The organism is Rhizobium sp. Root274 (assembly GCF_001429245.1).
Taxonomy (GTDB): Bacteria; Pseudomonadota; Alphaproteobacteria; order Rhizobiales; family Rhizobiaceae; genus Allorhizobium.
In genome coordinates, this window is record NZ_LMJE01000011.1 from 59,940 (window position 1) to 85,535 (window position 25,596).

General features: G+C 59.7%; 27 protein-coding genes. 9 read left to right on the plus strand and 18 right to left on the minus strand.

All coding sequences use genetic code 11. The annotated features are described in order from the left end of the window. Positions 1–67: 67 nt before the first annotated feature. The 4 genes from traA to ASE36_RS20725 are packed head-to-tail and all read left to right on the plus strand — an operon-like array spanning position 68 to position 5,727. On the plus strand, positions 68–3,379 hold the full coding sequence (gene traA / locus ASE36_RS20710; RefSeq protein ID WP_062284670.1) for a Ti-type conjugative transfer relaxase TraA: 3,312 nt from the start codon (positions 68–70) through the stop codon (positions 3,377–3,379). 53 nt (positions 3,380–3,432) lie between these two features. Continuing rightward, the gene (gene traF / locus ASE36_RS20715; protein ID WP_244474824.1) at positions 3,433–3,942 is read left to right on the plus strand and encodes a conjugative transfer signal peptidase TraF; all 510 of its coding nucleotides are present in this window, start codon (positions 3,433–3,435) and stop codon (positions 3,940–3,942) included. Continuing rightward, positions 3,932–5,095, plus strand: coding sequence for a conjugal transfer protein TraB (locus ASE36_RS20720; protein WP_062284675.1), 1,164 nt, complete (start codon positions 3,932–3,934; stop codon positions 5,093–5,095). The genes traF and ASE36_RS20720 overlap by 11 nt, the downstream gene beginning before the upstream one ends. A gap of 17 nt (positions 5,096–5,112) precedes the next feature. After that, positions 5,113–5,727, plus strand: coding sequence for a TraH family protein (locus tag ASE36_RS20725; protein WP_062284678.1), 615 nt, complete (start codon positions 5,113–5,115; stop codon positions 5,725–5,727). Between the two features lie 398 nt (positions 5,728–6,125). Here the strand turns inward: ASE36_RS20725 and ASE36_RS20735 are convergent, their stop codons facing one another. Together ASE36_RS20735 and ASE36_RS20740 are read right to left on the minus strand one after the other, a co-directional pair. Beyond that, positions 6,126–6,758, minus strand: coding sequence for a DUF433 domain-containing protein (locus ASE36_RS20735; RefSeq protein WP_062284681.1), 633 nt, complete (start codon positions 6,756–6,758; stop codon positions 6,126–6,128). Positions 6,759–6,915: 157 nt separating this feature from the next. Next, the gene (locus tag ASE36_RS20740) at positions 6,916–7,128 is read right to left on the minus strand and encodes a helix-turn-helix domain-containing protein (RefSeq protein ID WP_062284683.1); all 213 of its coding nucleotides are present in this window, start codon (positions 7,126–7,128) and stop codon (positions 6,916–6,918) included. Positions 7,129–7,326: 198 nt separating this feature from the next. On the opposite strand from ASE36_RS20740, the gene ASE36_RS20745 reads away from it, so the two are divergent. After that, positions 7,327–7,644, plus strand: coding sequence for a transcriptional repressor TraM (locus ASE36_RS20745; RefSeq protein WP_062284687.1), 318 nt, complete (start codon positions 7,327–7,329; stop codon positions 7,642–7,644). On the opposite strand, the gene ASE36_RS20750 is transcribed toward ASE36_RS20745, so the two are convergent. The 14 genes from ASE36_RS20750 to ASE36_RS20815 form a co-directional block, all read right to left on the minus strand. After that, the gene (locus tag ASE36_RS20750) at positions 7,637–8,350 is read right to left on the minus strand and encodes an autoinducer binding domain-containing protein (RefSeq protein ID WP_062284689.1); all 714 of its coding nucleotides are present in this window, start codon (positions 8,348–8,350) and stop codon (positions 7,637–7,639) included. The two genes, ASE36_RS20745 and ASE36_RS20750, sit on opposite strands and share 8 nt — an antisense overlap. 387 nt (positions 8,351–8,737) lie before the next feature. Beyond that, positions 8,738–8,959: a hypothetical protein gene (locus ASE36_RS20755; protein WP_062284692.1), complete on the minus strand. Its 222-nt coding sequence runs from the start codon at positions 8,957–8,959 to the stop codon at positions 8,738–8,740. 98 nt (positions 8,960–9,057) lie between these two features. Further along, a complete protein-coding gene (trbI, locus tag ASE36_RS20760; RefSeq protein ID WP_062284695.1) occupies positions 9,058–10,359 on the minus strand; it encodes an IncP-type conjugal transfer protein TrbI in 1,302 nt (433 codons plus the stop codon). Positions 10,360–10,371: 12 nt separating this feature from the next. Then, a complete protein-coding gene (gene trbH, locus ASE36_RS20765) occupies positions 10,372–10,809 on the minus strand; it encodes a conjugal transfer protein TrbH (protein WP_062284697.1) in 438 nt (145 codons plus the stop codon). 3 nt (positions 10,810–10,812) lie between these two features. Next, positions 10,813–11,625, minus strand: a complete 813-nt coding sequence (gene trbG / locus ASE36_RS20770) for a P-type conjugative transfer protein TrbG (RefSeq protein ID WP_062284700.1) — start codon at positions 11,623–11,625, stop codon at positions 10,813–10,815. A 17-nt stretch (positions 11,626–11,642) separates the two neighbouring features. Next, on the minus strand, positions 11,643–12,305 hold the full coding sequence (locus ASE36_RS20775) for a conjugal transfer protein TrbF (protein WP_062284703.1): 663 nt from the start codon (positions 12,303–12,305) through the stop codon (positions 11,643–11,645). Between the two features lie 24 nt (positions 12,306–12,329). Beyond that, positions 12,330–13,505 (minus strand): P-type conjugative transfer protein TrbL, encoded by a 1,176-nt coding sequence (trbL, locus tag ASE36_RS20780; protein ID WP_062284705.1) that lies wholly within the window; start codon positions 13,503–13,505, stop codon positions 12,330–12,332. Then, positions 13,499–13,699: an entry exclusion protein TrbK gene (gene trbK / locus ASE36_RS20785; protein ID WP_062284707.1), complete on the minus strand. Its 201-nt coding sequence runs from the start codon at positions 13,697–13,699 to the stop codon at positions 13,499–13,501. Before trbK ends, trbL begins: the two co-directional genes overlap by 7 nt. Then, positions 13,696–14,499, minus strand: coding sequence for a P-type conjugative transfer protein TrbJ (gene trbJ / locus ASE36_RS20790; RefSeq protein ID WP_062284711.1), 804 nt, complete (start codon positions 14,497–14,499; stop codon positions 13,696–13,698). The genes trbK and trbJ overlap by 4 nt, the downstream gene beginning before the upstream one ends. After that, positions 14,471–16,927, minus strand: a complete 2,457-nt coding sequence (locus ASE36_RS20795; protein ID WP_062284713.1) for a conjugal transfer protein TrbE — start codon at positions 16,925–16,927, stop codon at positions 14,471–14,473. Before ASE36_RS20795 ends, trbJ begins: the two co-directional genes overlap by 29 nt. Before the next feature lie 9 nt (positions 16,928–16,936). Further along, on the minus strand, positions 16,937–17,236 hold the full coding sequence (locus tag ASE36_RS20800; RefSeq protein WP_062284716.1) for a conjugal transfer protein TrbD: 300 nt from the start codon (positions 17,234–17,236) through the stop codon (positions 16,937–16,939). Next, positions 17,229–17,612 carry a TrbC/VirB2 family protein gene (locus ASE36_RS20805; RefSeq protein WP_062284718.1) on the minus strand — a complete coding sequence of 128 codons (384 nt, stop codon included), beginning with the start codon at positions 17,610–17,612 and terminating at the stop codon, positions 17,229–17,231. The genes ASE36_RS20800 and ASE36_RS20805 overlap by 8 nt, the downstream gene beginning before the upstream one ends. Next, positions 17,602–18,579, minus strand: coding sequence for a P-type conjugative transfer ATPase TrbB (trbB, locus tag ASE36_RS20810; protein WP_062284720.1), 978 nt, complete (start codon positions 18,577–18,579; stop codon positions 17,602–17,604). Before trbB ends, ASE36_RS20805 begins: the two co-directional genes overlap by 11 nt. A gap of 12 nt (positions 18,580–18,591) precedes the next feature. Beyond that, entirely contained in the window at positions 18,592–19,215 is a 624-nt protein-coding gene (locus ASE36_RS20815; protein WP_062284722.1) for an acyl-homoserine-lactone synthase, read from the minus strand. Between the two features lie 388 nt (positions 19,216–19,603). Between ASE36_RS20815 and repA the strand changes: the two genes are divergently transcribed. The 3 genes from repA (at position 19,604) to repC (ending at position 23,207) form a co-directional block, all read left to right on the plus strand. Continuing rightward, positions 19,604–20,818, plus strand: a complete 1,215-nt coding sequence (gene repA / locus ASE36_RS20820) for a plasmid partitioning protein RepA (RefSeq protein ID WP_062284916.1) — start codon at positions 19,604–19,606, stop codon at positions 20,816–20,818. Continuing rightward, on the plus strand, positions 20,815–21,837 hold the full coding sequence (gene repB, locus ASE36_RS20825) for a plasmid partitioning protein RepB (RefSeq protein WP_062284724.1): 1,023 nt from the start codon (positions 20,815–20,817) through the stop codon (positions 21,835–21,837). Before repA ends, repB begins: the two co-directional genes overlap by 4 nt. Positions 21,838–21,992: 155 nt before the next feature. Then, positions 21,993–23,207, plus strand: coding sequence for a plasmid replication protein RepC (repC, locus tag ASE36_RS20830; protein WP_062284728.1), 1,215 nt, complete (start codon positions 21,993–21,995; stop codon positions 23,205–23,207). 509 nt (positions 23,208–23,716) lie between these two features. On the opposite strand, the gene ASE36_RS20835 is transcribed toward repC, so the two are convergent. Beyond that, positions 23,717–24,376, minus strand: a complete 660-nt coding sequence (locus ASE36_RS20835; RefSeq protein ID WP_062284729.1) for an HNH endonuclease — start codon at positions 24,374–24,376, stop codon at positions 23,717–23,719. Continuing rightward, positions 24,369–25,055: an AAA family ATPase gene (locus ASE36_RS23070; protein WP_320410159.1), complete on the minus strand. Its 687-nt coding sequence runs from the start codon at positions 25,053–25,055 to the stop codon at positions 24,369–24,371. Before ASE36_RS23070 ends, ASE36_RS20835 begins: the two co-directional genes overlap by 8 nt. A gap of 314 nt (positions 25,056–25,369) precedes the next feature. Here ASE36_RS23070 and ASE36_RS23075 point away from each other — a divergent pair, with 314 nt between their 5' ends. Next, positions 25,370–25,531 carry a hypothetical protein gene (locus tag ASE36_RS23075; protein ID WP_244474818.1) on the plus strand — a complete coding sequence of 54 codons (162 nt, stop codon included), beginning with the start codon at positions 25,370–25,372 and terminating at the stop codon, positions 25,529–25,531. Positions 25,532–25,596: the final 65 nt, after the last annotated feature.

Below are 25,596 nucleotides of genomic sequence, written 5' to 3' on the forward strand. Positions count from 1 at the left end.
CCCCTGGCGGGCCCGCCGCTCCCGACGAACCCGTTGATTTCGTTCGCAATCGGGAAAGAACTCCGCCGTGGCCGTCCCTCATTTTTCCGTCAGCGTCGTCGCTCGTGGCTCCGGTCGCAGCGCGGTCCTGTCGGCGGCCTACCGCCACTGCGCCAAAATGGAGTTCGAGCGCGAGGCGCGGACAATCGACTACACGCGCAAGCAGGGATTGCTGCATGACGAGTTCGTCATCCCCGCCGATGCGCCGGTGTGGCTGCGCTCGATGGTCTCGAACCGTTCGGTCTCCGGCGCCTCCGAGGCCTTCTGGAACACAGTCGAAGATTTCGAGAAGCGCTCCGATGCGCAACTCGCCAAGGACGTCACCATTGCACTCCCGATCGAACTGACGGCCGAGCAGAACATCGCGCTCGTGCGGGATTTCGTCGAGCAGCACATCACGTCGAAGGGCATGGTGGCGGACTGGGTCTATCACGACGCACCGGGCAATCCGCATATTCATCTGATGACAACCTTGCGGCCGCTGACCGAGGACGGTTTCGGCGCCAAGAAGGTCGCGGTGCTTGGACCCGACGGCAATCCGATCCGCAATGACGCCGGCAAAATCGTCTATGAGCTCTGGGCCGGAAGCATCGACGATTTCAACGCGTTTCGCGATGGCTGGTTCGCCTGCCAGAACGGGCATCTGGCGCTCGCCGGCCTCGACCTTCGCGTCGATGGCCGCTCCTTCGAGAAGCAAGGGATCGATCTCGAACCGACCATCCATCTGGGTGTCGGCACGAAGGCGATCGAGCGAAAATCCGACGTTGCTTCAAAGCCGATCGAGCTCGAGCGCCTCGAATTGCAGGACGCGCGAAGGGCCGAGAATGCGAGACGGATCGAGCGGAGCCCCAAACTCGTCCTGGACCTGATCACGCGCGAAAAGAGCGTGTTCGACGAGCGTGACGTGGCGAAGATCCTGTACCGCTACATTGATGATCCGGCGCTGTTCCAAAGCCTGATGGTCCGGATCATCCTCCACCCCGAGACTTTCCGCCTCGAGCGCGAGCGAATCGACCTTGCCAGCGGTATCCGAGTGCCGGTCAGGTACACGACGCGCGAGATGATCCGGCTCGAAGCCGAGATGGCCAATCGCGCCATCTGGCTCTCGCAACGGTCGTCACATGGAGTGCGGGAAGCGGTGCTAGCCGCGACCTTCAAGCGACATGAGCGTCTGTCGGACGAGCAGAAAACGGCGATCGAGCATGTGGCGGGACCAGAACGGATCGCCGCCGTGATCGGCCGCGCCGGCGCCGGCAAGACGACGATGATGAAGGCGGCGCGCGAGGCCTGGGAAGCGGCCGGCTATCGGGTCGTCGGTGCAGCACTTGCCGGCAAGGCGGCCGAGGGCCTGGAGCGGGAAGCGGGCATCGTCTCGCGCACGCTGTCGTCCTGGGAGCTCCGCTGGAACCAGGGCCGCGATCAGCTCGATAACAAGACGGTGTTCGTGCTGGACGAAGCCGGCATGGTGTCGTCGCGGCAGATGGCGCTGTTCGTCGAAGCGGTGACGAAGGCCGGCGCCAAGCTCGTTCTCGTCGGCGATCCCGAGCAGCTCCAACCGATCGAGGCAGGTGCCGCCTTCCGCGCGATTGCCGATCGCATCGGCTATGCAGAACTCGAGACCATCTATCGCCAGCGCCAGCAATGGATGCGCGATGCCTCGCTCGATCTGGCGCGGGGCAAAGTCGGCCAGGCGGTCGATGCCTACCGCGCCCACGGCAAGGTCATAGGCTCGGACCTGAAGGCAGACGCGGTCGACAACCTGATCGCCGCCTGGGACCGCGATTACGATCCGGCGAAGACGTCGCTCATCCTTGCTCACCTGCGCCGCGACGTCCGAATGCTGAACCAGATGGCGCGCATCAAGCTCATCGAACGTGGGATTCTCGCTGAGGGGGCGATGTTCAAGACGGCCGATGGCGATCGCAATTTCGCCGTTGGCGACCAGATCGTGTTCCTGAAAAACGAGGGATCGCTCGGCGTCAAGAACGGCATGCTGGCCAAGGTGATCGAGGTGGGACCGGGACGCATCACCGCGTTGATCGGGGAGGGCGAGAATGCCCGCCAGGTGCTGGTCGAACAGCGCTTCTATAACGACCTCGATCATGGCTATGCCACGACCATCCACAAGAGCCAGGGCGCGACCGTCGACCGGGTGAAAGTGCTCGCCTCGCTCTCGCTGGACCGCCATCTCACCTATGTGGCCATGACCCGCCATCGTGAGGACCTGGCCGTCTATTACGGCCGCCGGTCCTTCGCCAAGAACGGTGGGCTGATCCCAATCCTGTCGCGGAGGAACGCGAAGGAAACGACGCTCGATTACGAGAAGGGCGCCTTCTATCGCCAGGCGCTTCGATTTGCCGAAGCGCGCGGACTGCATCTCGCCCGCGTCGCCCGAACCCTCCTTCGCGATCGGCTGGATTGGGTCGTCAGTCAAAAGCAAAAACTCTCCGATCTCGGCGCCCGCCTTGCGGCCGTTGCCGGCAAGCTCGGGCTAGTCCGCGGCGCCGCGCAGTCCCCAACCCAGAACAACACCAAGGAGGCAAAGCCGATGGTCTCGGGCATCACAACCTTCGCCAAATCGGTCGACCAGGCGATCGAGGACAAGGTCGCCGCCGATCCCGGATTGAAAAAACAATGGGAGGAGGTCTCGACGCGCTTCCATCTCGTCTATGCCCAGCCGGAAAGCGCGTTCGAGGCAATCAATGTTGACGCGATGTTGAAGGACGACAGCGTTGCGAAATCGACCTTGGCCAAGATCGGATCCAACCCCGAACAATTCGGGGCGCTGAAGGGCAAGACCGGGATGCTTGCCGGCCGCGCCGACAAACAGGAGCGCGAAAAGGCGCTGACCAACGCACCCGCGCTGGCCCGCAACTTGGAGCGCTATCTGCGCCAGCGGGCGGAGGCGGAACGCAAGTTCGAGGTCGAGGAACGTGCTGTCCGCTTGAAGGTCTCGATCGACATTCCGGCGCTGTCGCCCAACGCAAAACAAACATTGGAACGCGTTCGCGATGCGATCGACCGGAACGACCTGCCCGCCGGTATCGAATATGCGCTTGCCGACAAAATGGTGAAGGCGGAACTGGAGGGTTTCGCAAAGGCCGTAGCGGAGCGTTTCGGTGAGCGGACCTTCCTGTCGCTTGCTGCGAAGGATCCGAATGGACAGACCTTCAACACCGTCACCGCGGGGATGACGCCCGGGCAGAAGGCGGAGGTGCAGTCCGCATGGAATTTAATGCGGACCGCGCAGCAGCTCGCCGCGCATGAGCGCACGACGGAGGCGCTGAAGCAGGCGGAAACCATGCGCCAGACGAAGAGCCAGGGGCTCTCTCTCAAATGACGACATCGGTGGCTAAGCATTGGGTGGGACGCTCTCAAAGGGCATATGCAGTCGTGCTGGTGGCCTTGGCGGCATCCATCGTTGGCGGCGGTGTTGCTGCGGCAACCGTCAGCGGCTTTCGCATCAACATGACACCCAGTGAACCTCTCGGTCTCTGGCGCATCGTCGCGCTCGATCGTATGGCATCGGTGGGCGATCTCGTCTTCATTTGCCCGCCGCAAACGGCGGCAATGCGAGAGGCGAGAGAGCGTGGTTATCTCCGCTCCGGAACGTGTCCGGGCGGCGTCGCGCCGCTCATCAAGACGGTCATCGCCATCCCCGGCCAGAGTGTCGAAATCAGCACCCACGTGACGGTCGACGGGCGAGAGATTCCCTTTTCCAAGCTGGCACAGTGGGACGGCAAGGGTCGGCCGATGAAACCGTTCCCTGGCGTCGTCGTGCCGGCGGGAAGCCTCTTCCTCCACTCACCATTCGCTGGCTCCTATGACTCCCGCTACTTCGGTCCCCTGCCCGCATCCGGCATCCTCGGCCTGGCGCAAGAGGTGCTCACCTATGCGCCATGACAAGGTCCGGGCGACGCTGTTGATCGCAACATCCATCGTCGCCGGAACGCTTGCGTGGAGTGGCCACGTCCTTCTTCTTCCGGTCGCGTTCACATTTCCGGTCCTCTGGGCCTTTGCGCCAACGAGACTGACCGCCGCGTTTGTCGCGGCCGGCTATTTCCTCGCGGCGTCACGCGGTCTGCCGCACGGAGTTGCGACCTTCTATTCGTCGGATCTGTGGCCGGGATTGCTGCTCTGGCTCAGCGCATCTCTCGGGTTTGTCGGCGTTCACGCGCTACTCTGGACGAGATGCGAACCGGCGCGGCCATTTCGCTATCTCGCTGCAGTCTTGCTCATGGCCATTCCGCCCTTCGGCATCACCGGCTGGGCGCATCCGATCACGGCCGCGGGGGCGCTTTTTCCGGGATGGGGATGGTGGGGGCTCGTTGCCGCGACAGCCGGTCTCATGGGCCTCGTAACCCGCATGTGGCCAACTGTCGCGATTGTCCTCGTAGGCTTTTGGGTCTGGTCCGCCGCAACCTGGGACGAACCGAAACTACCGGAATCCTGGCAGGGGGTCGACCTCGAAATGGGCGCATCGCTGGGTCGCGACTCCAGCATTGGGCGCCACCGCGATCTGATCGCCACGGTGAAGGATCGAGCATCGGGCGAACCTTTCACCATTGTTCTTCCCGAGAGCGCGCTCGGCTTCTGGACACCAACCGTCGATCGGCTCTGGGTGCGAGCACTGACGGGAACTGACGCCACCGTCATCGCCGGTGCTGCGGTCGTCGATGCAGGCGGATACGATAATGTGCTCATCGCCATCTCGGCCGCCGGCGCCCAAATCGTCTACCGTGAGCGGATGCCGGTCCCAGGTTCGATGTGGCAGCCTTGGCGCTCCGTGCTTGGGGCAAGCGGCGGCGCGCGGGCGCACTTCTTCGAAAACCCCATCGCGACCGTTGCCGACAGTCGGATCGCATCGCTGATCTGCTACGAGCAGCTGATCGTCTGGCCCGTTCTCCAATCCATGCTCCACGATCCGGACGTCATCGTCGCCGTCGGCAACGGCTGGTGGACCAGGGGGACATCCATCGTCGCCATCCAACGCGCCAGCATTGAAGCCTGGGCGCGCCTGTTCGCCAAACCGCTCGTCCTTTCCTTCAACACCTGAATGCCAAGGAGCCCCTCATGCTCGATGCTGCCCTGATCCAACGATGCGCGGACCCCTCGCTGAAACCGGCGATCGTCGAGCAGTTCGTGTCCGCCGCGGGCTCGAACGATCCGCTTGCCGTCACGGTCAAATCGGGTGGCCGATTGGTCCTCATCCCGAAAGCGACGACGCCGGACGAGGCGATGGCGATCGTCCGGCAATATGTCGGCCAGGCCGTGATTCGTGTCGGCCTGACGCAGTTTCCGGCCGGCGTCGGCGTCAAGGATGCGGCCGATCTGAAGCCCGATCTGGTCGATGCTTGCGAAAACCTCCGCAAGGGTACGGCCATGTTTGCCAAGGTGCTGAGGATTGTTGCCAAGTGGTACGGCAATCCGAAGGGCGATGACGTCTTTCCGCAGATTTTCGAGGATGCCGTCTACGCCTGGAAGACCGGCGAGTTCGAGGGCGTGAGCGTCTTCCAGGCAGACGATCCCGGAAAAAGCGTCACGATCGACAACACGTTGCCTGCCGACCAGGACAAGGCCAGCGTGGACCTACCGCCTGCGGATACAGACGCTGAAAGCGGCGAGAAAAGCGAGAACGTTGGCTCAGCGGAGATGCGGATCGACCTGTCGCGGATCGGCGGAAAATGATCTTCTCGGGAACGCCACTATGCCTCCGGAAGCGAATAGCGCGTGAGGACGGCATCTTCGCCATCGAGGGTCACTTCGATGACTTCGTTGACCATATCCTGCGTGTCCGCCAAATCCTGCAGTATGAGGGCAAACAATTCTCGCTGCTGCGCAGGAAGCACCTGCGGGACAATGATCACCGATCACCAGGCCCGCATGCAATTCCTCTTTCGCGTACAGCTTCCGGAAGTCGCGGGCATTGTTGGTTACGAACGTAAGATCCTCCTCGATGATCCGAGGCATCAGATCCCAGTCGGTTTCGCCGCTCAGTTCGAGCTAATTCACATGGAAGCAATCGTGGCCGTGCGCTTGCGCCACGGCCACGAGAGACGTGTGAAGGCATTCATCGATAAGAAATTTCACGAGGTCGAGCCAGAGAGTTTGGAGACGTTCTCGTTCCGGAGGCTCAGGCGCTTCACGGATTTCACCTTCAGGCCCTGCTCCGAAAGCTTCCGCGGACGTCCCCTGGCGGGATGGGCCGCAACCCAGATCTCGGCAAGTTCCACCATGCGCTCGGTGAGCGAAGGATAGCCCTCGACGATTTCCGCCGTGCTTGCGCCCTGCGCCTTCATCGCGGCAATAGTCCGCACAGGAACACGGGTTCGCTTGAACACCGGCTCGCCGCCCGCGACACCCTTCACGCTCTCAATCATTTTCTCGGCTTCTCGAAGCGCCTCGGCCCGCGCGGCCAGTTGCTCCCGTGCCCGCGCGACGTCGATAATGAGATAGTCGTCTGCTCTCACGGTTTCGGCATCGGGGTTCTGGTCGATCGTATCGAACAAGCGTTTGCGGCGCTCGGCAGACAAGATCGATCCGACGCCATACCAGAGCTTCAACCGAAGCAGATCCTCATCGGTGAGCGCTCGACCCTTGCTACCAACGAGATGAGTCTCGATGATGCGCTTGTCGATCGCATTGTGCACCGACTTCACAGCGATCTCGCTGACAGCCGCCGCCTCGGCGGGCGTGTATCCGTGTGATGTGCTGGCCATAATCATTCTCCTTGTGGAGAATATATAATGCAGCCCGCCGTTCGAGTAAAGCCTTGACCCATGCTCGATCTCAGTGGTCGAGCTGTGCCGACCGATCGATGCACATCGCCTCACAAGGGAAAACGAGCCCGAGTCGACCATGGGCGCAATTTGCGGATCAGTTCGATTTGGTCACAAGCTCGGCAGGTTCGACACCCAGCGCTTCGGAAATCTGGCCAAGGACCGTGAGGGTCGCAGACATCTCGGCGCGCTCGATGGCACCGATATGGCGCATGCTCAGGCCCGTGCGGTGCGCCAGTTCCTCCTGCGTCAGTTTCTTGCCATGACGTATTCGACGCAAATTGACCGCCATGACCTCGTTGAGATCCATGACGTGAGCGGAACCTGAATCGGAACTATTGTTCTAGGAACTATAGTTCCTATTCGACATGACTTATGATAATGGGCGGCAATCGCTCTTCGACTGACGTGCAATATTGGTCGTATGATAGTGTGTAGCGCGGGCCGTGCGGTGCGGCACCAGAGCATCGTTTCAAGTGGTGAGGGAATGGGTTTCGAGGAAAAACGAATGAACGATGCAGAGTCCTCTGAGGCCGAAAGGAGCGAGCGCGATCCGCGGTTCTCTTCGATGCCGAAGGAAGCGCTGGTGGAATTAGCGGTTTCGGCAATACACGAACACCGCCGGCTGCTCGCCGCGGATGAGGCTGTCTACGAGGAGTGGGCTCGCGCGAGCGGCGATCCCTCGGTTTCCAGCGACGTGCTGGCAAACCTGCAGGACGAATATATTGCCCGTCAGAAGAAATCCGAAGCACAGCAGGAAGAGCTGTCGCAGATCATCGATGCCCTTGGCTACATCCCCGACTTCCCATCGGACGATGCTAATTAGAGCTTAGCAACCCGCGATCTTTCGCGATTCCCACCAGCTGCGGCACTGATTCAGCGCCCAGTTTGGCACGGGCTTTATCAAGATAGTGCTGCACCGTTCTCGAATTGATGCCAGTCACGGCGGCAGTTTCGAGTGTGTTTTTTCCTTTCATCGCCCATGTCAGGCATTGCATCTCGCGTGGCGACAGCGCCTGGTTTGGATTGATGGCGGGTTTGGCAGCAATCATCTTCAATCGATAATGGACCATCATCACCAATTGGACCGCTCTCCGCGAGTCGAAGGCGGTCGGGACGACCACTTCTCTTTCGGAGGACGCAAAGGTCAGCATCATCGACGCACCGTAACCACCTTCCACGGGGATTGTCATGCCGCAACGGATGCCGTGGTCGATTGCCTCGTCACGAAACTTTCTGAGCGGTGAAGAACCCCGGGCCGGCCAATCCTCCGCGGTCCAGAAGAAAACGTCCCGTTTGCGCTTCGCTTCCGTCACCACGGGATCGATGCTGGAATATTCAGCCGAGAGATAAACACCCTCCCATGGTTTGGGATAGGAGTTAAAAGTCCTGATCTGGACGCCTTCTTTTTCGAGATAGGCAAATCGTTCGTATCCGCAGGAACGTGTGAACTGCCTGAGGGCTCCTTTGATCATGGCCTCGTCTTGCGCGACTTCCAGCATATCAACGAGCGAGCGAAATTCTCCGTCCACGAACGCTTCTCCTATGTTATTGACCCGTAACGCGGTCCTTTATTTGCCAGCCGAGACGCTGGATGATGGGCATCGCAGTTTGGCACCGAAAAGGCCTGGGGATTGCCAACTGCCGATAGCGACGCAACCGAGAGTGCTGTGTTGATGCAAAGCAATCCCTCGTGCCGTGTACGATAGCACTACCCATAAAGGGGAAGCTTTCAAGGCTCTCGGCTTCAAAAAGATGACAAATCAAGAAAAGTTTTTGCGGGCCAAGGAACCATCGGCCATGGAAACTTTGTTCTGACGCGAGCGCTATTTACCGAAAAGGAACGCGACAAAAGGCCCGGCCCGTTTGCACACGTGGAGCCCCAAATCCTAACCGCGAGCGCCTTTCAAGGCGTAAGATCACTTGGCGTCGATACGCGCCCGCTCGGATCTGACGGCTTTGATGATACGCCAGTTTATTCCCGGTTCGCGTAGCATCTGGACATCGTCCATGTCGTCGAAATCCGAAAGCCGGGTGAAAAACGCCTTTCGAAGGCGCGAGACGAACTGCTTCGGCAAGGCGGTGTTTTCGAAAAGGTCCGGGTCGTCATCCGGCAAATCGCCAAAATCCAATTCTGTCATCGTCTATCCTTATCTGGCGTTGAACAGGACCATCCGGCACCATTTCTACAGCCAGCGCAACTCGCAGATTTGCACCTCCTGCGGACTTGGCTCTTCCGTTAGTTTTGGCGGTAAGCTGACGGAAAAATGATGTCCTGGTCGACGAGCACATTGAACTTGTAGCCGGGCCGGATCTGGATTGTCGGCTGTACATTCAGATTCTTCGAGATCGTCTGCTCGGCGACGCGGCCGAAGCTTTCCGCAAAATTCCGTCTGGCAGCATCGGACGCCGTGTCCTGTGTCGCAAGCATCGAACTCTCCGGCATCGACATGTCGATTCCGGTTCCGATCAACGCAACGAGTGCTGCCGAACCCCAGGTGCGCCAGAGATGGCGATCGACCTTGTCCTTGAAGCCGCCATAGCCTTCGGCATCCGTACCGGCCATGCCGCCGATCTGCAGAGTCGATCCATTTGGAAAGATGAGGTCGGTCCAGACGACGAGGACACGCTCCTGGCCGAACGACACCTTGGAGTCGTAACGGCCGAACAGCTTTGAGCCCTGCGGGATCAGCAACCGGTAACCGGTGGCGCTGTCATAGACGTTCTGGCTGACTTGGGCGGTGATCCGTCCCGGAAGGTCGGAATTGAGACCGGTGATCAAGGTGGCGGGAATGACCGAACCGCGCTTCAGCTCGTAGGGCGACATCTGCGGCACGACCTTGTTCGGTAGATAGCCGAGGTCCTTGATGTCCTGGTTGAAGAAGTCCTCCTTCGAGGTCTGGGCGTTGGGATCGACGTTCTGCCCCATCAGGCCTGATTTCATGGCAGCAGCATAGAGGTCCGAGGCATTGTTGGCTGCCGCAGTCGTGGTCTGCCGGTTCGCGTCCGTGGAATTGTTGGCGGCCTTCTCGACATCGGAAATATCCACCTTCAACGGCGAGTCCAGGGCGGTGGCCCGCGCCTGCAGCCGCGCCATCCGCTGGCGCTGGGCCTCGCGGATATACTGCTCATCCTGCTCACGCTTCAGGCGGGCTTTCCATTCCTCTTCGGATTCGAGCCTCGGCCGCCGTTCTTCCCTCTCGGTCGGCCGGCGGTCGACAACAGGAGTTTCCTTCTCGACCTTCTGCTCGACGGCAGGCGTTGGCTGAAACGCTTCGCGCTCAACCGGCTCGCCGATAATGCCGTCGGTGACGCCGCGCTTGAGCTGGTCACCGAAGTTGGTTGCCGGTGAATTCGAAGCACTGTCGATGTCATTGCCGCGATTGAACGGCAGCCCGCGCCACGACAGTCCGATCACGACCACGCCGACGAACAGCGCGATGATGACGATGGCGATGATGATCGGCAGCCGATTGAGGCGGCGCATGCCCTTCTGATCGTCGGCCTGGTTGGAGGCGCCGAGCTGGAGAGATTGAACCATACCCGCTTCCCCTCAGTTGCGCTGCATGATCGAGAGCGGGCTTGCCGGCATGGCGCCGGCAGCCGTTGCGGCGTAGGCTCGGCCAAGGGCGATCGAGGGGGTCGAGAGCCGTGCAAGCACCTGACCGTCGGCGCCGTCGATCGAATAGGCGAGTTCGACCGGTTTGACGCCTTTGCCGACCTTGCCGTCGGTGATGACCGTATAGCCCCATCCTTTCAGCGCCGCCTCGAGCGCCGCCCCGAAGTCGGAGGAGTCCTTGTCCATTTTGAGCGTCGTCGTGTCTGCCGGACCGATCTGCTCGGCGAGCCGGCTCGCCATGTCGCCGGCAATGGCGCTTGCGGCGGGGCCGGTGACGGCAACCGGGGTGGAACTGGTGGTCAATCCGTCCTCGGCCGTTTGGCAGCCAGAAAGCAGCGTGGCGGTGATGATGATCACGAGAAGCTTGCTCATGGTTCAGCCTCCCCGCCGGATGGTGATTTTCTGCTGGCGCCAGCCGACGCCGGAGACGAGGATCGCCTTGTCGACCGCATAGTCGATGATCATCATGTCGTTCTTCATCCGGTAGTTGACGATGCGGTTCTGGCCGCCAGAGACGACGAAGAGCACCGGTGCATCCTGGCTCGAGACCGATTTTGAGAATTGAATGTAGGTTTTGACACCATCCGAATAGACCCGCTTCGGTTTCCAGGACGCGCTCCCGCTGACGGAGTATGAGAAGTTCAGTTTGTCGGGCGCCGTGCCGGGAATGCCGCCGCTCTCTAGCCGGGAATTGATATCGGCGAGCTTGGTCGAGACGTCCTCGCGATACTCGAAGCCGACGCGCGCCATATAATGGCTCGGATGGGACTTGAGCTGGATGTGGTAGGTACGCCGCGACGTGGTGACCACCATCGAGGTGACAAGACCGGGTTCCGACGGCTTGACGATCAGATGTATCGCCTGGCCGCCCGTGGCGCCCGAGGTCGCAGGCTCGACCTTCCAACGCACAGTGTCCCCAACCAAGACGTCCCGGACGATTTCTCCTCCCTGCAATTCGATATCGCAGACTTGCAGCGGCGAGCAGACGACAGATGGTTGGGTTTCGCCGAAGAGGAAGATGACCTTGCCGTCGGGACCGGTCGTGACCAGGCCTGATGTGCCGCGCCACTTCCTCGAAATGTTCGTGCCCTTCACCTCGTTGTTCGTCATGCTCTGCGCCTCAGCGCCACTCGCGAGAACGAGTCCGGCCAGGCAGCCGGCGGCCGCGATCAATCCTGTTCTTTGCATTGAAAAATCCCCTGCCCTTAAAGCTGTGCTGTCCAGTCGAAATCCCGGACATAAAGACCGATCGGATTGAGGCGGATGGTTGCCTCGTCCTGCGGTGCGGTGAGCGTGACCGTCGCGATGCCGCGGAACCGGCGCGTGCCGATTTCCTTGCCCTTGCGGTCGCGTTCGTACTCGGTCCAGTCGATCTGATAGGTCTGGTTCGAGAGGGCCACGATGTTGTTCACCTCGATGGCGACCGTCGACGACTTCGCCTTCTCGAAAGGTGAGTTGCCGCGGAACCAGGCGTTGATCTTCTCGGTCGATGGATCGGAGGTTCTGAGGAGTGCGTAAGTCCGGTCGATATATTGTTTCTGCACCACTGCATCGGGCGTGATCGATCGGAAGCTGGTCACGAAGTTGCCGAGTGTGGCACGCACCACCCGGACATCCGCATATTCGATTTGTTCGGGGAAGCCCGCGGTCACCGCCGTGCCCAGTTTATCGACCTGGACAATATAGGGAACCAGCTTGACCTGAGTGCTGAGATACATCGAATAGCCAAAGCCGATGACGGCCATGGTCAGACCGAGAATGCCGACGATGCGCCATGCGGCGGCTGCCTGGACATAGGAGCCGTATCGCTCGCTCCATTCCTGGCGCGCGGCAAGATACGGGTTTTCGGGGGCGCGGTTCGCTGCCATCGATCGATCACTTTCTGATTGCTGTTAGTCTTTGCGTTCGGGAGGCGGCTTTGGTCCGCTGTGCCCACTGCGCGCCTGATCGAGCTTGGAATTGGCAAGACCGAGTATCGACCCGGCGTAGGCGCCGGGAGAGCCGATGGCCTTCTCCTTGGCGGCCGAGCCCGCCGCTTTTCCTGCTGACCCCATCCCTGTGCCGAAACCTCGGAGCATCGCACCTGCAAAGGATGAACCCGCGGCTCGCGCGCTCTGAGCCGCCGCGAACCCTGCGCCCGCCGCACCGGCCGCGAGGAAACCCGCGCCGGTCGCGAAAGATGCCGCCTGCCCACCGTGACGGATTGCTTCCATGCCGCCCGAGACGGAGGCGCCCTGAACGACACCCTGAATGATGTTCGGCACGTACATGGCGATGATGAACATCACGACCGAGATTCCGGCGATGGCGAGCGTCGTGACAAATTGGTCCGAGGAGGCGGTTGGCGCATTTGCCAGACCCATGAGGACCTCGGATCCGATCTTCGCGATCATAACCAACGCCATCAGCTTCATGCCGACGCCGAAGGCGTAGACGAGGTAGCGGACAGCGAAGTCCTTCGTGAAGGAGGAGCCACCGAGCCCGAGCATGATCATCCCCGCGAGCAGGCCGACATACATCTCGACCATGACGGACACGAAAATTGCTGCGACCAGCGAGAAGCAGATGACGACGACACCCATCGCCAGCACGGCCGCGATCGCCAGCGCATTATCCTCGAATACGCCGAATTGCGCTTGCTGCGACATTTGCGAGGCAACCCGAATGCCGGCGTCGAACACTTCGGCAGGCGACGCCGATCCACCGCCGGCGCCGATCTGGAAGAGGCTGTCGACGACCGCTCGGGAAAACGTTGGCCCTTGAGTGAGAACGAAGGCGAAAAAGCCAATGAACATGATCCGCCGGACAAGCTCCGCGAACCAGCTATCAAGCGATGCGGCCTGAAGCGCCAGCCAGACGGCTGCAATGCCCACCTCAATGGTCGCCAGGATCCAGAAAAGAGATTTCGCCGCATCCATGATGGTGGTTTCCCACCCTTTCGCCGCGGTCGAGACCTGATTTTCCAGTTCGGTTAGCACCTGTCCCTGTTGAGCGAAGGCGGGAGCTGCAAAGACGAGGCAAAGGAAGCCCGCGATCAGGAATGACCGTTCAAGATTAGATTTCACCATCTTGGACGCATCTCCTGGCCATCCTTGATCGGCGGCAACTCCTTGTCTGAGCCAAAAAACTTTTCGCGAACGGCATGCTGCTCCTCAGTGAGCGTAGGTTTGCCATTTTTTCCGATGTTGATGACCAGCACCGTTGCAGCAGACGAGAGACCGGCAACAAGTACGAGCAAGGCAATGACGACGGCGCGATTCACCAGCGGGGCTCCATCTTCTGACCTTCCGGAATGCTCTTGACCTCGGCGTTGAAGAATTTCTCCCGCCGCGCCTGCGCCAAGTCCTTGTCGGTCTGCTCGGTCTGCAGCCAGGTTCCCATCATCGTCATCTGTTGGGAGACCAGGCCGCGAAGCTTCTGCATCTGCGCGACTTGTTGCGCAGCGATCTGGTGACCGACCTGCAGGGCTTTCATCTGCCCGTCGGCGGTCTCGGACATCGACCGCAGCGAGGACATCGTGCCCTCCTCGCTGTCGAACTGCTCGGAGGTCAGGCTTGCCGCCTTCAGTGTGCTGGCGATCGTGTCCCGGTTGGTGTCCGACCAGGACTGATATGTCGTCGAAAAAGAAGCATTGTCTGGCAGGTTGGTTTTGAGGCTTGAGTAGCTCTGGAAGCGCTGCTGCAGCACGTCATCGGCATTGCCCATGGAAAATGAGATGCTCTGGCCCTGGTCGACGATGCTGCGCAACTGATTGAGGTCGCTCTCGACCTGCCCCCACATGTGCGAGGGAAGGGTAGCGGTGTTCTGGAGCAGGTTCTGGTAGATGTTCAGCTGCGTTTCGATCTGTTGCGCGAGCTGGCTGATCTGGGTGAGTTGGTTCTGGATTTGCTCGCCGGACTGGCCAACAAGAGATACGAGCTCGCCATTATTGAGGACCTGCGTCCATTCGGTCGCAGCACCTGTGGCCGTGCCGGCGTCCGCGGGCATGACAGCGCCGATCGTTAATACGACCGCCGCCATACCAGCGACCAATCTATTCGAAGTTGAGCAGCGATGCGGCATCGTGAACTCCTCTCATTTCGAGCCAATGAATCGGCCAGTCGCGGCCGTGTTCGGAACTGAGCGTGCGGATACGCTTCAAATCTTCCTTGCCGGAGGCGCCGACGAAGCTGAGCGCCACGGGGCCGAGTGCCATATCGAACAGCCTCCGGCCCTCAGGCGTGACGACGTAATATTCCCGCTTAGGGATTGCATTCGAAACGATCTCGATCTGCCGCTCGTTGAAGCCGATCCGTTCGTAGAACTCGCGGGTTCCGGGTTCCCGGGCGGCGCCATTAGGGAGGCAGATTTTCGTCGGGCAGGATTCCTTCAGCACGTCGATGATCCCCGAACGCTCGGCATCCGAGATCGATTGCGTGGCAAGCACGACGCCGCAGTTGGCCTTGCGCAGCACCTTCAGCCATTCGCGGATCTTGCTGCGAAACACCGGATGGCCCAGCATCAGCCAGGCTTCGTCGAGGACGATCAGGCTCGGTGAGCCATCAAGCCTCTTCTCGATCCGCCTGAATAGATAGGTCAGCACGGGCACGAGATTGCGCTCGCCCATGTTCATCAGGTGCTCGATCTCGAAGGTCTGGAGCGCACCGAGTGAAAGGCCGTCCTGTTCCGCGTCGAGAAGCTGACCCATCGGGCCGTCGACCGTGTAGTGATGAAGCGCGTCCTTGATCTCGCGCATTTGCACGCCACTGACGAAGTCCGACAGCGATCGCCCGGCTGCGCTGGCCATCAATCCGATCTGGCGCGAGATCGCGTTGCGATGATCGGGGGTGATGGTAACACCCTGCAGGGCGACCAGCATTTCGATCCATTCGGCTGCCCATGCGCGATCTGCATCGCTCGCAAGGTCCGATAGCGGGCAGAAGGCCAGCGCCTTTGCCTCGTCTTGAGCGTCCCCACCGATCTCATAGTGATCGCCGCCCGCGGCGAGGGTCAGGGGAAGGAGCGAGTTCCCCTTGTCGAAGGCGAAGATCTGGGCGCGTTCGTATCGCCGGAATTGCGCTGCAATCAGCGCCAGCAGCGTCGACTTGCCCGAACCAGTTGGGCCGAAAATCAGCGTGTGACCGACATCGTCGACATGGAGGTTCAGTCGGAATGGCGTCGAGCCGCTCGCCACCTGCATCAGTGGTGGCGAGTTCGGCGGGTAGAACGGGCACGGCGCCACCGGGCTCCCTGACCATACGGAATTCAAAGGGACGAGATCGGCAAGATTGCTGGTGTTGATCAACGGCTCGCGAATATTGCAATACCAGTTACCCGGAAGGCTGCCGAGATAGGCATCGGTGGCGTTGAGCGTTTCAATCCGCGCTCCGAAACCTTCCGCCTGGATCAGCCGGCGGATGGCCTCGGCCTTCTCCTGCAGTGCCTCCCGGTCATGATCAAACAGGACGATGACCGGGGTATAGTAACCGTATGCGACAAGTTGCGAGGAGGCTTGCGCGATGGCGTCTTCAGTCTCGGCGACCATGGTCATGGCATCCTGGTCGACCGACCGACTCTGCGTCTGGAACAATTGATCGAAGAATGGCCGCACCTTCTGCTGCCACTTTTTTCGGGTGCGTTCGAGTTTCTGCCGCGCCTCTTCCGCGTCGAGAAAGATGAAGCGCGAAGACCAACGATAGGTGAGCGGCATCAGATCGAGGCTGTTCAGGATCCCCGGCCAGCTCTCTGCCGGTAATCCATCGATCGCCACAATAGCGAGAAAGCGGTTCTCGACCTTCGGCGTCAGCCCGTGCTCGAGTTCGGCCGTGGCGATCCAGTCGAGATACATTGGCGCATCCGGCAGCCGGATCGGGTGGTTCTCGCCGGTGATGCAGAAGCGGACGAACTGCAGCAGCTCGTCATAGCGGGCGACCCGCTCCCCTCCCCTCTCGGCGACCTCGCGCGTCTCCATGCGCCGGATCGAAAGGGTGTTGGCAAAATACTGCTCGATCTCGCGCACAGCGTTTGTGAAGATGAAGAGGACTGTGTCGGCATAGGTCTTCTTGCGGCTCTCCTCGTCCGAGTAAATGTATTTGCTGAGAGCGGTTTTCTTGGACTCGAGCGGCCGATAGCTGAGGACGAGCGCGTGCTTGCTCTCGAAGTGTCCCTGCTCGCGCGCGAAATGCGCGCGCCGCTCGGCATCGATCGCGCGTGTGACGGGATCAGGGAAGTGGCAGCGATCATCGGTCGGGTAATCGAATGTCGGGATACGAACCGCCTCGACCTGGATCATCCAGCCGGATCCAAGCCGCGACAGGATCGTATTGATCTGCCGCGACAGGTCGTTGCGCTCCAAGTCGGTAGCGCTTTCGGAGTCCGGGCCGGCAAAATACCAGCCGGCCATCAGGCTTCCGTCTTTCAACAGGAGCACGCCATTGTCGACGAGGCCGGCATAGGGGACGAGATCCGCAAAGGATGGGCCGGTGGCCCGGAAGCGTTTGAGAGCGACCATGCCTTCCCCTCAATACCGACGCCACGGCGAGGAAGTCGCCTTGTAGTAATGCTTGTAGGAGATATGGCGAATATAGACGTGTCGCATCATTGGGTCCGCCTTTGCCATCATTCTCAGAAGCCCGACGATGACGATCCAGACGGCCACGCCGAAGAGCGCTGAATAGAACGTGAGAACGACGAAGATCAGGATGACGGCGGCAAGACCGGTGATCAGCACCAGTTCCCGGTCCGCGCCCATCAGGAGGTTCGGACGCGACAGCGCGCGATGGATGCGGTTGCGCTGCAGCCCGGACAGGGACTCAGCCATGAGCCCCCTCCCCTTCCTCAGCTTGCCCGATGGAGGTCGCCTGCTCGTTCGGCAGTCCGATCGAGGCGCCGGTGGCTCCAAACAGGCCGACGATGTTGGTGGCGCCAAGCAGGATGCCTGCGACGAGCACGATATAGACGAGCCGCCGCGCGAAATCGTTCAGCTCGCCCCCGAAGATCAGCATGCCGCCGGCGATGGCGACCGCTGCAAGAGCAATGGCGCCGGCGACCGGTCCGGTGATCGACTCCTGGATTTGTTGCAGCGGTCCCTCCCAGGGAAGACTGCCGCCAGAGCTTGCAAGCGCCGGCGCGACCGAAGCGAGAACGATAGGCGCCGCAAGGAAAGTCGCGGCGATGACTGCGTTTCTACGCGACATGCCGCGCCTCCTGTTCTTCCGTAAGCTTGTCGGATTCGATTTCGTATTGGCCGCCCGCGAAGCGCTCGACCTGGATGACGTCGCGAACACGCCGCCCGCGCGGCGTTCGTTCGATCGAGACGACGAGATCGACCGCTTCCCCGATCACTTCGTGCATCGGCTGCTGGCTGGCTTCGGCGGTTAGCTGCTCGAGGCGGCGTAGCGCCGACATTGCCGTGTTGGAATGGATGGTGGCCACCCCTCCGGGATGGCCCGTGTTCCATGCTTTCAACAACGTGAGCGCAGCGCCGTCGCGTACCTCGCCGACCACGATCCGATCCGGACGCAGCCGCATGGTGCTCTTCAAGAGCCGTGCCATGTCGACGGTATCGCTGGTGTGTAGAAGAACGACGTTGTCGGCCGCGCACTGGATCTCGGCGGTATCTTCCAGGATGACGAGGCGGTCTTCCGGGGCAGACTTGACGATTTCATCGATGACGGCGTTGGCGAGCGTCGTCTTGCCCGAGCCGGTGCCTCCGGAGATGACGATGTTGAGACGGGACGAAATCGCGCTACGGATGGTCGAGGCCTGGTGTTCGGTCATCACGCCAGCGCGCACGTAGTCGTCAAGCGGGATCAGGCGCGAGGCACGACGGCGAATGGTGAAGGCCGGCTTGGCGACGACCGGAGGCAACAATCCTTCGAAGCGATGACCTCCGATCGGCAATTCCCCGGAGATAATCGGTTGCTCGGTATCGACCTCCGACTGGAGTGCATGCGCCACCGTTCCGATCACCATTTCCGCCGCCGCGGCCGACATCTCGCCCGCGGGCGCCACGCCGTGGCCGAGCCGCTCGATGAAGAGCTTTCCATCCGGATTGAGCATGATCTCGACGACCGTTGCGTCGTCCAACGCGACGCAAAGCTGATCGCCGAGCGCCTCCTGGAGTTTGCGGACAAGTCGAGGATGAGAGCGAAGCTGGTTCACTGCATTTCTTCCTTACGCTGCTTGGCTGACGGTGCTGAGTTCGGAACGGTAGTTGGTCGGCCGAAGACGCAGGAATGTGTCGGCATTCGCGGGAAGAATCCCGGCGACAGCCATCGTCACTCCGACCTTTTTCGGCTCTGCCAGCCGCTGCAGGGGCCAGCCGACACGCGCGAGGATCCGCTCGAACCGGAGATCGGTCACCGTGACGATCTCCGTGTAGCCGTTCGCCATGCACCACTCGACGATGCCCGCGAACATGGTCAGGGTCGCCTCATGGATGGAGCCGTCGCCCCTGCCCGCTTCCAGGGTCGTATCGACGCAAAAGCGGGAGCTCTCGATCATCGCGGCGTGTGCATTCAGCTGCCCATTCGGAAGAAGCGATGGAAACACGCTCGTCACCATGGTTGAGCCAAGAGCCGGGAGCAGCCTCGCGCACCCAGTTACGGCACCACTGTCGGAAATTGCGAGGATGTAGGTCGGCAGAAGAGCGTCGAAGGCGTCCGATTCTTGACCGTCGACTACGTCAACTTCCCAGCCGAGGCGTTCGGCGAAAACGCGTGCACGCAATTGATGATGGCGGTGGAGGAGCTGAGCTTCGTAAACATTTCGCGGTGTGGAGATCGCGAGAACCTGCATGAATTTCTCCGTCGATATTGATCGGCGGGGAAATCAGCACGGAACAGATTTGGGCGGTAGTTGTAGGATCCTACAAGCCCGATTGGAGTGAGTCGCGAGGCAACCGTCCCCATTTCCGCGAAAGCAGCCTTGTTCCCGCAACAATTCGGTTGGGCCGGTTGTAGGATTCACAGTAAAACAGACCATGAACCTGTGGGAGTGACGTGCTTTCTAAGGCAATGTTTCTACAGCTAAAAATTGATTGAGTTGGACGCGCTCGTTCTTGGGCGTTAAGCTTTCGTTAACCAAAAAGCTCTTGCTCAAAATTCAGAATCGACGCTTATTGCCAGTGGCGGAACTTTTGAAGTTTCGCGAAAAATATCGCCACTGGCAAGAAATGGGTTTTGAGATGGCGAAGAACGCCGCGAAAACAGCGCCCGTATTTGAAGGGTTGACCGCATTGATGGAGCGTCATGCAGACGCCCTCTCTAGCCAACTTCAAGCACATCATCTCAAGGTCTTCCCTCCGACCTCCGAGAAGGGCATTCGAACATTTGCGCCATCGGAGGCGTCCAAGCTGCTTGGCGTCGGTGAGTCTTATTTAAGGCAGACTGCTTCGGAAATGCCAGAGCTGAACTTGACCATGAGCCCAGGTGGTCGGCGGACTTTCTCGATCGAAGACATCCATGCAATCCGCAAGCATATGGACCAGGTCGGCCGCGGGAACAGACGCTACCTGCCGCATCGCCGAGACGGTGAGCAGCTTCAGGTTATTTCAGTGATGAATTTTAAAGGCGGGTCGGGTAAGACGACCACCGCCGCGCATCTCGCACAGTATCTGGCCATGCGCGGGTACCGGATTCTGGCAATCGATCTCGATCCCCAGGCAAGCCTTTCCGCCCTCTTCGGTAGTCAGCCAGAAACAGACGTGGGTCCGAACGAAACTCTCTACGGCGCCATCAGGTATGATGAGGAGCAGGTACCGGTCGAGCAAGTGGTCCGAGGGACCTATATTCCCGATCTCCACCTCATCCCCGGTAATCTCGAACTGATGGAATTCGAGCACGACACGCCGCGTGCGCTGATGAAGCGAAAGGAAGGCGATACGCTCTTCTACGGTCGGATCAGTCAAGTCATCGAAGACATCGCGGATAACTATGACGTTGTCGTTATCGATTGTCCTCCCCAGCTAGGCTACCTCACGCTGTCGGCAATGACGGCGGCAACCTCCATCTTGGTCACTGTGCATCCGCAGATGCTGGACGTGATGTCCATGAACCAGTTCCTGGCAATGACATCGAACCTGCTACGCGAAATTGAGAACGCCGGGGCCGAGTTCAAGTTCAATTGGATGCGCTACCTGATAACGCGTTTCGAACCAAGCGATGGACCGCAAAACCAGATGGTAGGTTATCTTCGGTCGATCTTTGGTGAAAATGTTCTCAATTTCCCGATGCTTAAGACGACGGCGGTTTCGGACGCCGGCCTAACCAACCAGACCCTTTTCGAAGTCGAGCGCAGCCAGTTCACGCGCTCGACCTATGATCGAGCCTTGGAAGCCATGAACGCGGTCAACGACGAAATCGAAGGCCTGATTAAAAAAGCATGGGGTAGACCGACATGAGCCGCAAGCACATCCTCGGAGTCTCGACAGACGCACCCGAAACGCCCGCAGCAGAGAGCCGGACTGCAAAGAGCCGCTCCATGCCGCTTCTCGGGGTGGTGAGAAAAGAGCGAGACCCGTCAACGAAGCTGACCGCAAACATTGGCAACGCGCTACGCGAGCAGAACGATCGACTTGGCCGCGCGGAGGAGATTGAGCGGCGGCTTGCAGAGGGCCACGCCGTGGTGGAACTGGACGCTTTGTCTATCGAGCCCTCCTTCGTGCAGGATCGCATGCAGGGGGACATTGACGGCCTCCTTGATTCAATCCGCGAGCAAGGGCAGCAGGTCCCGATCTTGGTGAGACCTCATCCCGAACAGCCAGGCCGATATCAGGTGGCCTTTGGCCACCGCCGACTGCGCGCGGTTCTACATCTTGGCCTTCCTGTAAAGGCAATCGTTCGTGACCTGACGGACGAGCAACTCGTCGTCGCGCAGGGTCAGGAGAACAATGAGCGTGAGGATCTCACCTTCATCGAAAAGGCGCGGTTCGCGCATCGACTGAATAAGCAGTTCTCGCGAGAGATCGTCATTGCCGCAATGTCGATCGATAAAAGCAATCTGTCGAAGATGCTCCTTCTTGTCGACGCCCTCCCCTCCGAACTGGTCGATGCCATTGGGGCTGCTCCAGGAGTTGGACGACCCAGCTGGCAACAACTGGCAGAACTGGTCGAGAAGGCAGCTTCGCCGTCGGACGCGATCAAATTTGCGGCCTCAGCAGAGGTGCAGACGCTGCCATCGGCAGACCGGTTCAAGGCGCTTATAGGCCATCTCAAGCCGCGTCGTATTGCGCGCGGGCTTCCCGACGTCATGTCGACCCCCGATGGGGACAGACTTGCGCAGGTGACACAGAGCAAGAGCAAGCTGGAGATTACGATCGACAGGAAGGCGACGCCAGACTTTGCCGCCTTCGTACTCGAACATTTGCCGGCGCTCTATCAGGCACACCGTGCAAAGCATCAACAGAAACAGGGAGACTAACCCGCAAAAGAAAAGAGCCCCCTCAACGTTGCCGTCGTGGAAGCCCTTCTGTCTCTTTAGCACGAACAGAATCGCATTTCCTCGAATCTTCGTCAAGAGTCTTTGGCGCCGTTTTGGTGAGCTGATTTCTTTTGCCTGCTGAAAGGTGAAAGACGATGCAGACAGGAAGTGTGACGACGCCATTCGGGCGGCGGCCGATGACGCTTGCGCTCGTGCGGCGCCAGTCGGCTTCGGCCGATATCAAACAAGGCAAGGCAGCGGATAAGTGGAAAGTCTTCAGAGACGCCTCCGCCGCCATGGAACTGCTCGGGATTCAGTCCAATAGCCTCGCGGTTCTTGACGCGCTTTTGAGTTTTTATCCTGAGAATGAGTTGCGCCAAGACGCCCAACTGATTGTCTTCCCCTCGAATGCTCAACTTGCTTTACGAGCACATGCGATGGCGGGCGCGACTTTGCGCAGACATATCGCCATCCTGGTGGAAGCAGGCCTAATCGTCCGAAAGGATAGCGCCAATGGAAAGCGCTACGCCCGTAAGGACGGCGAGGGCCGGATCGAGAGCGCCTTCGGTTTCGACCTGTCGCCGCTCCTGGCACGGTCCGAAGAGTTGGCGATGATGGCGCAGCAGGTGATGGCCAACAGAGCGGCGTTCAGGAAGGCCAAGGAGAACCTGACGATCTGCCGGCGCGATGTCCGCAAGCTAATTACGGCCGCGATGGATGAAGGGGCCGAAGGCGACTGGAAAGCGATCGAGGACATCTATGTAGCGCTTGTGGGCAGAATCCCGCGCGCTCCGACGCTTGCCAATGTGACGACGATCCTTGACGAAATGGAGATGCTGCGCGAGGAGATAGTCAATCGGCTGGAAGTTCAGGAAGATTCCGAAAATAATAGCACCAATGGTGCTCACAATGAGCGGCACATACAGAATTCAAATCCCGAATCCATCCGTGAACTTGAACCTAGCTCTGGAAATGAGCAGAGGGCGAAGCCGAGCGAAATCCGCCGGCCAAAGAGTGAGGTGATAAAGGCGTTCCCGCTGGGTGTGGTGTTGAAGGCATGCCCGATGATATCGGACTACGGGCCGGGGGGCGCAATCGGAAACTGGCGCGATTTGATGGCGGCCGCAGTGGTCGTTCGATCGATGCTGAAGATAAGCCCATCGGCTTATCAGGAGGCCTGCGATACCATGGGCCCGGAAAACGCGGCCGCGGCTGTCGCTTGCATCCTGGAGCGTGCAAACTTCATCAACTCGGCTGGCGGCTATCTGCGGGATCTGACAAGGCGCACGGAACGAGGAGAGTTTTCGCTTGGTCCGATGATAATGGCGTTGTTGAGGGCCAACGGGCAGGGGAGTTTGCAAGCTGGATAGGCTTCAATGAGCCCGAACTCGAAATTAGATGCGGGTGGCGCGACCATGAAAGCATCTGGGCAATTTTCTTTGTGGTCAGCTGACCACAGTCCCAAGCAGCTGAAAATGAACGTATGTTACGGGGGCAGGGTCGTTCCAGCTCTCTGGGTCGGGGGCTGGTGGGACGCGTGTGCGGTATTGAGAACTGGGGGGCGGCGCACCCGGCGGTGCGATCTGGCCGGAGATCGGCGGTGGAACGCATGCGGCTGTCCGCGACCTCTTGGACGAGTTCAGGGATGGGGGCGGTGATGATGCTTCCTGAAGAAGTCAGCCTCATAGCCCCGCCCCTCAGGGCACACGGCGCCGAGGGCATCTTTTTAGTGGTCAGCTGACCACAGCCTTAAACAATTGAAAAACAATCATTTTTCGAACGGGATTCTGGAAGAAGAGTTTCTTGTCGCATGATCCGCGGATCACGTACTTCTGCGAAAGGCCCGCCACCTGAAGCGGTCCATGTAACCGAAATTCCGCTACTGATCGAATTGCTTCGCAAGCCCACGAACCTTGGCAGCAAGTTCCGTCTCGGGACTTTCCCCTTCAAGACCCTGCGCTTTGTCGAAACTATCGACCTGCAGTTCATGCAAGGCGAAGAAGTCATGCGTGTAGATCGCCTTTTCACTCCCGGCCGTCTTCACGAACACAACGATGTTCTTGGTGTCAACCTGCGCTTCGAGCCGTATCAGGTGCTCGCTGTAGGCGTCGAAATTCGGGTGCACAAAGCGATAGTTATCGCTGTCTTGAAACTTGGTTGAATCGTCCGTGTCTACGACAAAGCCGTCTCCGCTACGCTTGAACTGCATGTTGCACCGCTTGCATGCGGCCGCGAGATTCCACATCGCATAGCTGAATGGTTGATAGATCGCTTTTTCCTTGGGAAGGATGTGCTCGCGATCGGTCATGTACGGGCCTGCACCATTTAGGTTCAGGCGGCAATAACAGCAATTTCCGCCATGGCGCGCGAGGTGATAGGCGAGGATCTTGTCCTTCGCGCTTTTGAGCGCCTGCAGTTCGTTCTGGTCCTCGGATTCCCAGTCCCAGGGCTTATCTGTTCCCAAAGCCTTCCCGACCGCCGCAGCTTCTTCCTCACTCAGCTGGAAATCGTCAAGCGCCGGCAAATAGCGGTCAGCCATCGCTCTTGTCGATCCCGTGCAGCTGTTCGTCGACCTGCCCGATCAGGTCTTCAACTGCTTTGAAAAACTTCCGTTGTCTTTCGTCGAAGCTCTTGATCGCCATATCGTTGACGAGCGCGATTGCGCTATCGCGTGTCATCTCACCGCGTTCCACCCGCGTAACGACACCCACCATCTCCTCACTCACGAAATGGCTGGCTGGTGTGATCACATCAAAAGCGCGCCAAAGGACGCCTTCCACGTTGGCCGCAGTGTCCTTGGCCTCCTTCAGATTCAGTGCGGACGGTTCACCATTTTGAACTTGAAACACAGAGACAATATCGGGCAACGCACCAAGAGCTCCAACGACGATCAAAGGCGCGTGGGTCGCGACGACGATCGTGGCGTTGCGGTAAAAGACTGCAGCGACGATTTTCTCGAGGTACTGCCGCTGCCAGCGGGGATGAAGGCTGTTCTCGGGCTCGTCAATCAGGATAACCGGTTCCTGACCAATGGAGCTGATCAAGAACACGAGGGAGGAGATCAGTGCGAGCTCGCCCGAACTGGCGTTCAGCAACTCGATGACTTCGCCATCGTGCCTTTCGAGAAAGACTTGGATTCCGCGAATGCGTCCAAGCCGGCGAAGGCTATCCTCGCTGCGGAGGATAGCTCCGAATTCTCGACTCAACGAAAACGACAACGCCGATTCGCTCTGGCCGATCCAGAGAATTTCCTCCGGGTTGTGCCGGCGCTAGAATGCGACGACGGCGTCGTAGTCGTTTGGATCAAACAGGAAATCTGCTGGGTCCAGATATGCCGTGTACGGGTCTGGTCGATGAGAAACCCCAACCGTGGCCGATACCCGCAGTATTCAAGGATCGCGCCGATCTGGCAAAATCGTGAGTCAGATTGGTCGATGGTCCTTCCAATCGCGCGTTTGACGATGCTCTTTGGAGACCTGCTGCCTCTGCCGGCCGAGATGCGCTTCAACCCCCTCATGCCGGAAAAGCGATCATGGGCGGTATTGGAAATGATCGCCAGATCCCGATCACCACGGATCTGGATCGCGAGTTCGCGAAGAAAGCGGCTCTTTCCGGAACCATTGGGTCCGACGAGGATGGCAACCTTCTCGGTGACGAGCCCATTGTCCGCCAGTCCAAGCCGTTGCAAGTTTGAGGAGGCCATTTGGAGTCCTACATGGCAGGTTTCGAGGGTAGAATAGCGCTACGCTATTCAGTGGA

Excerpts from the sequence above, each read along its gene's own strand:
- ASE36_RS20835 (WP_062284729.1), bottom strand. The coding sequence starts at position 24,376 with ATGGCTGACCGCTATTTGCCGGCGCTTGACGATTTCCAGCTGAGTGAG.
- ASE36_RS20740 (WP_062284683.1), bottom strand. The coding sequence starts at position 7,128 with ATGGATCTCAACGAGGTCATGGCGGTCAATTTGCGTCGAATACGTCAT.
- ASE36_RS23075 (WP_244474818.1), top strand. The coding sequence starts at position 25,370 with ATGGGCGGTATTGGAAATGATCGCCAGATCCCGATCACCACGGATCTG.
- repA (WP_062284916.1), top strand. The coding sequence starts at position 19,604 with ATGGCGAAGAACGCCGCGAAAACAGCGCCCGTATTTGAAGGGTTGACC.
- ASE36_RS20795 (WP_062284713.1), bottom strand. The coding sequence starts at position 16,927 with ATGGTCGCTCTCAAACGCTTCCGGGCCACCGGCCCATCCTTTGCGGAT.
- ASE36_RS20725 (WP_062284678.1), top strand. The coding sequence starts at position 5,113 with ATGCTCGATGCTGCCCTGATCCAACGATGCGCGGACCCCTCGCTGAAA.
- ASE36_RS20800 (WP_062284716.1), bottom strand. The coding sequence starts at position 17,236 with ATGGCTGAGTCCCTGTCCGGGCTGCAGCGCAACCGCATCCATCGCGCG.
- ASE36_RS20815 (WP_062284722.1), bottom strand. The coding sequence starts at position 19,215 with ATGCAGGTTCTCGCGATCTCCACACCGCGAAATGTTTACGAAGCTCAG.
- ASE36_RS20755 (WP_062284692.1), bottom strand. The coding sequence starts at position 8,959 with ATGACAGAATTGGATTTTGGCGATTTGCCGGATGACGACCCGGACCTT.
- trbJ (WP_062284711.1), bottom strand. The coding sequence starts at position 14,499 with ATGCCGCATCGCTGCTCAACTTCGAATAGATTGGTCGCTGGTATGGCG.
- trbL (WP_062284705.1), bottom strand. The coding sequence starts at position 13,505 with ATGGTGAAATCTAATCTTGAACGGTCATTCCTGATCGCGGGCTTCCTT.
- ASE36_RS20745 (WP_062284687.1), top strand. The coding sequence starts at position 7,327 with ATGAACGATGCAGAGTCCTCTGAGGCCGAAAGGAGCGAGCGCGATCCG.
- repC (WP_062284728.1), top strand. The coding sequence starts at position 21,993 with ATGCAGACAGGAAGTGTGACGACGCCATTCGGGCGGCGGCCGATGACG.
- ASE36_RS20735 (WP_062284681.1), bottom strand. The coding sequence starts at position 6,758 with ATGGCCAGCACATCACACGGATACACGCCCGCCGAGGCGGCGGCTGTC.
- trbI (WP_062284695.1), bottom strand. The coding sequence starts at position 10,359 with ATGGTTCAATCTCTCCAGCTCGGCGCCTCCAACCAGGCCGACGATCAG.
- repB (WP_062284724.1), top strand. The coding sequence starts at position 20,815 with ATGAGCCGCAAGCACATCCTCGGAGTCTCGACAGACGCACCCGAAACG.
- trbH (WP_062284697.1), bottom strand. The coding sequence starts at position 10,809 with ATGAGCAAGCTTCTCGTGATCATCATCACCGCCACGCTGCTTTCTGGC.
- ASE36_RS20805 (WP_062284718.1), bottom strand. The coding sequence starts at position 17,612 with ATGTCGCGTAGAAACGCAGTCATCGCCGCGACTTTCCTTGCGGCGCCT.
- ASE36_RS20775 (WP_062284703.1), bottom strand. The coding sequence starts at position 12,305 with ATGGCAGCGAACCGCGCCCCCGAAAACCCGTATCTTGCCGCGCGCCAG.
- ASE36_RS20720 (WP_062284675.1), top strand. The coding sequence starts at position 3,932 with ATGCGCCATGACAAGGTCCGGGCGACGCTGTTGATCGCAACATCCATC.
- trbG (WP_062284700.1), bottom strand. The coding sequence starts at position 11,625 with ATGCAAAGAACAGGATTGATCGCGGCCGCCGGCTGCCTGGCCGGACTC.